At 55.2% G+C, this 7,888-nt stretch carries 8 protein-coding genes and 1 riboswitch; of the genes, 1 reads left to right on the top strand and 7 read right to left on the bottom strand.

Annotated features, from left to right (window positions below):
- Positions 1–240, top strand: a 240-nt coding sequence (locus ACQKE4_RS19635) for a hypothetical protein (RefSeq protein ID WP_427389921.1), incomplete at its 5' end; no start/stop codon positions are given.
- On the opposite strand, the gene cobO is transcribed toward ACQKE4_RS19635, so the two are convergent.
- From cobO to ACQKE4_RS19600, 7 genes are all read right to left on the bottom strand, one after another.
- Positions 237–848, bottom strand: coding sequence for a cob(I)yrinic acid a,c-diamide adenosyltransferase (cobO, locus tag ACQKE4_RS19630; RefSeq protein ID WP_339886303.1), 612 nt, complete (start codon positions 846–848; stop codon positions 237–239). The two genes, ACQKE4_RS19635 and cobO, sit on opposite strands and share 4 nt — an antisense overlap.
- Before the next feature lie 47 nt (positions 849–895).
- Complete coding sequence (locus ACQKE4_RS19625; RefSeq protein ID WP_427389920.1) at positions 896–1,336, bottom strand: YtoQ family protein; 441 nt, start codon at positions 1,334–1,336, stop codon at positions 896–898.
- Between the two features lie 87 nt (positions 1,337–1,423).
- A complete protein-coding gene (locus ACQKE4_RS19620) occupies positions 1,424–2,737 on the bottom strand; it encodes a cobyrinate a,c-diamide synthase (RefSeq protein ID WP_427389919.1) in 1,314 nt (437 codons plus the stop codon).
- Between the two features lie 13 nt (positions 2,738–2,750).
- Entirely contained in the window at positions 2,751–3,518 is a 768-nt protein-coding gene (locus ACQKE4_RS19615; RefSeq protein WP_427389918.1) for an ABC transporter ATP-binding protein, read from the bottom strand.
- On the bottom strand, positions 3,518–4,504 hold the full coding sequence (locus ACQKE4_RS19610; protein WP_427389917.1) for a FecCD family ABC transporter permease: 987 nt from the start codon (positions 4,502–4,504) through the stop codon (positions 3,518–3,520). Before ACQKE4_RS19610 ends, ACQKE4_RS19615 begins: the two co-directional genes overlap by 1 nt.
- The gene (locus tag ACQKE4_RS19605) at positions 4,504–5,388 is read right to left on the bottom strand and encodes a cobalamin-binding protein (RefSeq protein WP_427389916.1); all 885 of its coding nucleotides are present in this window, start codon (positions 5,386–5,388) and stop codon (positions 4,504–4,506) included. Before ACQKE4_RS19605 ends, ACQKE4_RS19610 begins: the two co-directional genes overlap by 1 nt.
- A 52-nt stretch (positions 5,389–5,440) precedes the next feature.
- Positions 5,441–7,261, bottom strand: coding sequence for a TonB-dependent receptor domain-containing protein (locus ACQKE4_RS19600; protein WP_427389915.1), 1,821 nt, complete (start codon positions 7,259–7,261; stop codon positions 5,441–5,443).
- A gap of 146 nt (positions 7,262–7,407) precedes the next feature.
- Positions 7,408–7,663, bottom strand: a riboswitch (cobalamin riboswitch).
- Positions 7,664–7,888: the final 225 nt, after the last annotated feature.

Raw genomic sequence — 7,888 nt, 5'->3', positions numbered from 1 at the left:
AAGTTGAAAAACATGCTTGGCAAGATCAATACCCACAATGCTAATGTTGTTCATGGATGGATCCTCTTTCAAGATGCCGTCAGTGCCCTGCGCACATTAGATGAAGTGCTTCTTCATCTTGGCACAGAGGGACGGGTCCATCCCATTTCCCACAGGGCATCCTTACATCTTCTTTCTCTCCCACAGGGCATCCTTACATCTTCTTTCTCTCACGCCTCACTATTTACACCTCACACTTAAAGCTCTATCCCCTTTTGGGCTTTGATGCCCTGATCTTTAAAAGCATGCTTCACCACTTTCATTTCGGTAACGGTATCGGCAAGGTCGATAAGCTGTTGCGGGGCGTAGCGGCCAGTGACGACGGCGTGCTGCATTTCTGGGCGGGCTTGCAGGTCGTCGAGGACTTGGTCTAGGTCTAGGTACTCATAGCGCAGGGCGATGTTGAGTTCGTCGAGTAGTACCAGGTGGTAGCTTTCGTCTTGCAGCATGCGTTTGGCTTCTGCCCAGGCGGCGTTAGCGGCGGCGACATCGCGCTCGCGGTCTTGGGTGTCCCAGGTGTAGCCCTGCCCCATTACGTGGTAATCCACGTTGGGCAGGTTACGGAAGAATGCCTCTTCGCCGGTACTGAAGGCGCCTTTAATAAACTGCACCACGCCGACTTTCATACCGTGCCCCAAGGCGCGAGCGAGCATGCCAAAACCGGAGCTGCTTTTGCCCTTGCCAGGACCGGTGAGCACTAGCAGCACGCCCTGCTCTTTATCGGCGCGGGCGATGCGCTCGTTCATGATTTTTTGCTTTGCCGCCATGCGCTGGGCATGGCGTTCGGGGGTTTTGGCATTCTCGCGCATGGGGCGTCCTCTTTATTAAAGCTCTCTATTAAGCTCTTTATTTAAGGTCAGGCTTTTAGTACGTAGCGCAACGTCTCAACTACCTGATCGGTCGTGGTGCACCAGGCTTGAGCTTGCGCGTCCACTTCTTTAAGCGGATGAACAATATCTTCGCTGTGCAACGTGATGTAAGGCTTGGCCAACGCGGCGCAGTAGCCAGCATCAAAAGCGGCGTTCCACTGCTTGTACTGCTCGCCAAAACGCACCACGACTAAATCGCTCTGATCAATCAGCGTGCGGGTACGAATCGCATTAACCTTGGAGGACTGGTGATCGCGCCAGAACTGGCTGGATTGTTCGCCCAGGTGGTCGCCTGCAGCGTCAGAGGCTGCGTGATCCGTTACCGGGGCGGTAAACACGATATCCAGTCCCGCCGCCTCAGCGCCGCGCTGAATCTCTTCGCGCCAATCAGTGTGAATCTCGCCGGAAAGGTAGACGTAAAAGCTCATGGTGTTCTCCTGCTGAGTTGCCTATCGATATGAAAGGCACACAGCATAGCGCAAATCAGTTTATGGAAAAATCTTCCACATACTTCGTTAACCGTTATTGATGCTAATCGGCTGCCCGGTAAATATATCTGCGACCAGCTTGGGCGCAGAGGGAAAGTAGCCGTGGAAGTAGCTCGCGACCAGCCCACCTTCGCGATAGATCGGTTCGGCTTCGCTACCGGCCAGTTTGCGGGTGCGTGCCAGCGGCGTCATCGCAGTTTCAAGTAACGAGTGGTGATAGGTATGGCCGCGCAGCTCGCCTGCCCCGGCGTGTAGGCTTTGCAACCCTAAAGCGGTGAGTTTACCGGCCATTTTCGCGGTGCCGTTGAGAAATCCAAGCATAGCATGGCTTTCGCCCTCGCCATCCACCAATTGCTCAACGCAGGCCATTAGGCCGCCGCACTCTGCCAGTATCGGTTTGCCTACGCGGTGATGGGTGCGAATGGCTTCTAACATAGAGTGGTTGCTGCTAAAGCGCGCGGCGTTAAGCTCGGGGTAGCCACCCGGTAACCAGAGCGCGTCGCACTCCGGCAACTGATGATCATTAAGCGGCGAAAAGAAGCTGACCTCTGCGCCCATTACGCGCAGCACATCTACATTGGCGCGGTAGATAAACGCAAAGGCGTCGTCTCGGGCAATAGCGATGCGCACACCACGAAGATGCTCCATAACCGGTGCAGGTGCCTCAGCGTTAAGGGTGACGAGTTTTGGTAGTCGCCCCAGCCCTGCCTCTTTTAGCACTTCAGCAGCAGCATCTAGCTGCGCATCCAAGCCGCTTAACTCGCTGGCTTGTACCAACCCCAAATGACGGTCAGGAATTTTCATCGCGTCATTGCGGGGAATGGCACCCAGCAGCGTAATGCCTTCCGGCATGCTCTCAGCGAGGAGTTTGCCATGGCCGGGACTGCCGACGCGGTTGGCAATCACTTCATGAATAGCGAGGTCGGGATGGTAGTTGGCCAAACCTTGAGCCACCGCGCCAAAGGTTTGTGCCATGCCCCAGGCATCAATCACCGGCAGCGCGGGAATGCCTGCTAAGATTGCCAAATCAGCGCTGGAAGGTGAGCCATCAAATAGCCCCATTGAACCTTCGACCAGAATCACATCTGCTTCCTGGGCGGCTTCGGCTAAGCGCCAGCGGCACTCCTCTTCGCCTGTCATCCAGGGGTGAAGCTGATACACCGGCTGGCCGGACGCCACTTCCTGAATCATAGGGTCAAGGTAATCGGGGCCATGCTTGAAAACCCGCACCGTCAGGCCTGCATTGCGATGTAGCCTTGCCAGTGCCGCCGTCACCATTGACTTTCCCTGGCCAGAGCCGGGTGCACTGATTAGCGCTGCGTGTGCTTTTCCCTGAAACATATCGTTATCCTCGCTATTTGATTGGCACAAACACTGGCGCACCATCTACCTCAACGACCGCTAGGCGTTGGCGATAAAGGCTTTCCAGCGCGCTGGGCACCAGCATGTTTTCCCTTGGGCCCCAACAGGCTTCACCATTGGGGTAAAGCAGCAGCACTTGGTCACACCAGCGGGCGGCTAGATTTAGGTCATGCAGGCACATCATCACCGCTTTGCCTTCTGCGGCCTGTTCTGCCATTAGCGCCATCACCGCACTCTGGTGGTGAAGATCCAGATGATTAGTGGGCTCGTCGGCCAGCCACACATTGGGCGCCTGAGTCAGCACGGTGGCAATCGCAACGCGCTGGCGCTCGCCGCCTGAAAGCGTGCTCACCAATCGGTCACGCAGATGCGCCACATCTAATCGCTCAAGCGCGGCTTCGGCACGAGCATAATCATCGGCGCCTTCCATTTGCCACGGCGATAAATAGGGGTGGCGGCCAATCAGCACCGTTTCTAACACCGATGCTGGAAAGCCATCTTGACGGTCTTGAAACACTAATCCCAAGCGCCGCGCAATATGGCGGCGACGCAGTTGGCTAAGCGGCTGATCACCTAGTCTTACTTCACCCGAACGCGGGGCATGTAGTCCCGCCAAGGTATGCAGCAAAGTGGTTTTACCTGCACCGTTAGGGCCTAGCACGCCCCAGCTTTGCCCTGGCTCAATGGTCAAATTTAGTGGCGTACCGCCTTCTCGGCCGGGCACATTGATGAGGAGATCGTGAGTAGAAAGTACGCTCATCAGCGGCTCCGGTAGAGCAGGAACAGGAAGGTGGGCACGCCCAATAACGCGGTGATCACGCCTACAGGAAGCTGTTCCGGAGCGATCATGGTGCGCGCTAGTGTATCTGCCAGCACCAGTAGCGTGCCGCCTGCCAACGCACAGGCAGGTAGTATCAGCCGCTGGTCATTGCCTAACAGCAAGCGCAACATGTGGGGCACCACTAAGCCAACAAAACCAATACTACCTGCGGTGGTAACGGCTGCTGCGGTGAGCAGACTGGCGGCAACATAGATGCACCACTCCAGCGGCCTGACCGCCACGCCCAACGCGGCGGCCTGCTGTGGGCCACGGGCCAACACATTCAGGCTTCGCCCGAGGGGAATGAGTACAACGCAGGTAGCCAATAAAAGCAGTAACGGTGGCCAAGGGGTACGTGAATAAGAAAGATCCCCCATCAGCCAATAGAGCATACCCGGCAGGCGTTCGGCGGGGCTTAATGCCAGCATCAAAGTAATCACCGCCCCCCAACCTGCAGCAACCACCACGCCTGTTAGCAGCAATCGTGAAGGTGTCCAACTACCGCTGCCATGGGCCAAACCAAAGACGAGAAACGTCGACAGCAACGCGCCACCGAACGCTGAGCTTGAAATGGCCAATCCGCCCAGGCCGCCCAGCATGGCCGCCAAGGCGCCAATCGAGGCTCCACCAGAAAGCCCAAGTACATAAGGGTCGGCAAGCGGGTTACGCAGTAACACCTGCATGAGTGCACCGGCGACGGCCAACAAACCGCCGACGGCAAACGCAGAAAGCGCCCTGGGTAGTCGCAGATCCATGACCATCGTCCGTGCCAGGGCATCGCTTTCGCCATGCCCTATATTACTTAGAACCACGTCCCAGATTTGCGCAGGCGTAATCTGCGCGCTGCCGACGCCAAGGGCAATCAGTAGCGAAGCCAACGCTGCTAGCAGCAACAGACCAAGCGGAAGCCCTAGCCGCGATAGCATTAGCGATGCTCGCGTTTTTGGCGGGCGATATCGAGCTTCTCACAAAGGATCTGCGTACCCTCCATCAGGCGCGGCGTAGGCCGCTGAATAAGTGAAGGCGGTACAAAAAAGAGATTATTTCCGGCCACTGCCGTCAGGTGTGAATACTGCTCCCAGTGGGTCAGCCAGTGGCGATTCTCTTCGCCCATACCACCCGCAATAATCGCTTCAGGGTTAGCGGCCAAAACGGCTTCATCGTCAATGCGGGGCACAAGGCGCGCCTGTGCACCAAACACATTTTCACCGCCGCAGATCTTCACTACCTGACCGATAAGGTGCTGATCGTTGACGCTCATTAGCGGCTCATCCCACACTTGGTAGAACGTCGGCACCGGCTCGCGATCTCGGTAGCGCTCTTCAAGGGCGTTCATGGTATTACGGAAATTATCAGCGACCGCCTGCCCGGCGGTTTCCGTGCCTGCCAGTCGCGCCAATCGTTCAATCGCACTGGCCACGCCCTCCATGTCACGCGGCTCAATATAGAATACCGGCATGCCCAAAGCTTCCAGGGTTTCGAGCTGTTCAGCCGGATTGCCCGTCACCCAGCCAATGACTAAATCAGGTGCCAGACCCACCAGCGTTTCTAAATCAATCCGAGTATGGCTGCCCACTGACGCCACTTGTTTGGCTTCAGGGGGGTAGTCACTGTAAGAGACCACCGCAACCACTTGATCTCCTGCGCCAGCGGCATAGGTTAATTCGGTTGCTCCTGGTGAAAGAGTGGCAATACGCCTAGCGGGGTCGTGAAGACATACCTCACGATCACGATCATCAATTGCGCACCGCGCGTGATGATGAGCGGAGGCCGTCGTCGCCATTAAAGACATAGTTACTATTAGAGACATAGTCACCATTAACAACGCGAGGCCCATGGCCCCGCGCGCTAAACGGTTTATTTTATTGACCAAAGTGAACACTCAAGAACCCTGCTCGGCCTGCGTTGAGGTAGTCACGCGTCGTTTCATACTCTTTATCAAAGGCATTTTCTACCGTCACACGGGCGGTCCAAAGCGGCGCAAACTGCCAACCCGCACGTAAGTTAACCACCCCATACCCACCTAAACGCTGAGTATTCGCGGCATTATCATAACGGTGATTTTGCGCCACTAAAGACCCTCCTAATGACCAATCGCCCAATTCACGATCCGCATCCAAACGCACACTCTGGGTGGCACGACGGGCTAACCGATTGCCGGTATCCCGGTCTTCCGGATCCAGGTAAGTAAAGGCGGCCTGCAGTGTCCAGTCACTAACTTCAACACCGCTGGAAAGCTCAGCTCCACGAATGCGTGCATTATTAACGTTTTGAGGCGCGAATAAACCGCTTGGCGTCGGTGCCCAGGCGATCAGGTCATCATAATCGTTTTGGAAGGCAGCCAGATCCCAGAACCACTGATTGTATTGGCCACGAATGCCGACCTCAGTGGTTTCAGAGCTTTCTGGATTAAGATCCGGGTTACCAGAGTTTGGCCAATATAAGTCATTGAAACTCGGCGCTTTAAAAGCAGTGCCAATACTGGCGCGAAGTGTATGGTAGTTATCTACGTGATAGCCCAGCGCCAAGCTGCCAGTAACTTCATCTCCATAGGCTTCGTTGTCGTCATACCGTAGGCTTGCTTGAATGGCGAATGGCGCAAAGTCGAGCAGCCCCTGAGTAAACACTGCTTTGTTATCGCGACTGGTCACATCAAAATCATTGGTGCTTGAAATACGATCTTCGCTGATTTCCGCTCCAGCGATCAGCTCATGAGCGCCGAACTGAAAATTGTTCTGCCAACGGGCAGTTTGGGTGCGTGTATCAATTACTGAGCCCCCGAAATTATCAATCGTATCCAGCTCATCGCGGGCTTCGCTAAGGGTTAAACGGCTCTGCCAGGTATCGGTGACGGGAAGCTCGCCGTAAATACCCGCTACCTGCTGGACAAAATCATTCTCGCCACCATCATACTCATTGTTACCGCGAGCGCGTAGCGCCAGCAGGCCAACTTCTGTACCGCTATCAAAGGTATGCGCAATACGCGCAAGCGCAGAGGTATTGTCATAGCCTTTGTCTTCACCACCACGGCTAACCGGCTGGCCGTCGGTATTGAAATGACTACCTGCAAAGCTGTAGCGTGTGCCGCCCTCTCGACCAGAGACGCCTGCACTTAACCGCTGGGTATTGAATGAACCACCGCCCACTGAAATTCTGGGTTGCGGGCCTTCCTCATCACCCTCTGGCGTAAAGAGTTGGATGACACCACCGACGGCATCCGCACCATAAAGGCTGCCGCGTGGACCGCGCACGATTTCCGCTCGGTCAAACATGCGTGGGTCCAGGTATTGAAAAGCGGCGCCACCGGAAGTGGCTGAACGTAAGCGAATACCATCGATCATCAGTATTGATGCATCGCTTGGCACACCGCGTAGATAAACGCTGCTGTTTTTGCCAAAGCTGCCATTGCTAGTCACATCCACACCAGGCTGGCCACGAAACAGATCGGTAAGGCTGATGGGGTCTTGGCGTCGGAAAGTGGCTTCGTCCAGCACGCTAACAGATGAAAGGCTTTCGTTGGCAGTACGGGGCGCTAACGTGGCGGTAACAATTACAGGGTCAAGCGCAGCTAGATCCATCGTCGCTTCGGCGTACTGGGCCTCCGCGTGAATGTGGAAGGCGAGCGGTAAGGCAGCCATACTAAATGCCGCTAATTTAGCGGTGGTGTGGAAACGATGATTCATGTGAGATCCCTTGCTCGTCGTGCTCACCCGCACGGCGTATTTTTTTGACCGGGCGAAGGGCAAAACAAGGGAGTAACAGCGGCATTAAACCACTATTAATCGCCCTGAGAGCGCCCACCGCGTCTCGGCATGGTTTGGTTCTATTTTTGAACCTATGCTCTCGGGCCGGTCTCCGGGCTGACGAGCGAAAGGTGGCGTTTACTAGCGACTAACAAACGCTAGTTAAAACCACGACTTTCCGAACGACCACCTTCCCGTGCGAAAGCACAGTGGCGTATTAGCCGTTCTTATCTCGATCACCGTTGCGGGGGCAGCATTGGAATCACGCGACAAGGCGTTCACCAACTTCCCGTTTCACTAGCGGCTTTATCCACCGCCAGCACCTGAGAGTGCGCGTAAACTAGCAATTTGTTGGGGGGCGGTCAATTTTGCTGTTGCAAAATATGTAGTTTATAAACTACATTATTAAAATGGCTGATATAAAGCAGACAGATACTTTCCGGAAGTGGGAAAGCAAACTCAAAGACATTAGCCCGGCTTATTCATGAGGCAGGCCTGAAAACGAAGATAGCGGATGGTATTCTCTATAAAAATCAGTGCATTCCGCCAAGAATCTGATTCAAGAGG

This window comes from Halomonas sp. NPDC076908 (assembly GCF_050269715.1).
GTDB lineage: Bacteria > Pseudomonadota > Gammaproteobacteria > Pseudomonadales > Halomonadaceae > Vreelandella.
This window is presented reverse-complemented; position numbering and strand designations above follow the sequence as displayed.

Coding starts and splice junctions, on each gene's coding strand:
- cobO (WP_339886303.1), bottom strand. CDS start 848: ATGCGCGAGAATGCCAAAACCCCCGAACGCCATGCCCAGCGCATGGCG.
- ACQKE4_RS19625 (WP_427389920.1), bottom strand. CDS start 1,336: ATGAGCTTTTACGTCTACCTTTCCGGCGAGATTCACACTGATTGGCGC.
- ACQKE4_RS19620 (WP_427389919.1), bottom strand. CDS start 2,737: ATGTTTCAGGGAAAAGCACACGCAGCGCTAATCAGTGCACCCGGCTCT.
- ACQKE4_RS19615 (WP_427389918.1), bottom strand. CDS start 3,518: ATGAGCGTACTTTCTACTCACGATCTCCTCATCAATGTGCCCGGCCGA.
- ACQKE4_RS19610 (WP_427389917.1), bottom strand. CDS start 4,504: ATGCTATCGCGGCTAGGGCTTCCGCTTGGTCTGTTGCTGCTAGCAGCG.
- ACQKE4_RS19605 (WP_427389916.1), bottom strand. CDS start 5,388: ATGTCTCTAATAGTAACTATGTCTTTAATGGCGACGACGGCCTCCGCT.
- ACQKE4_RS19600 (WP_427389915.1), bottom strand. CDS start 7,261: ATGAATCATCGTTTCCACACCACCGCTAAATTAGCGGCATTTAGTATG.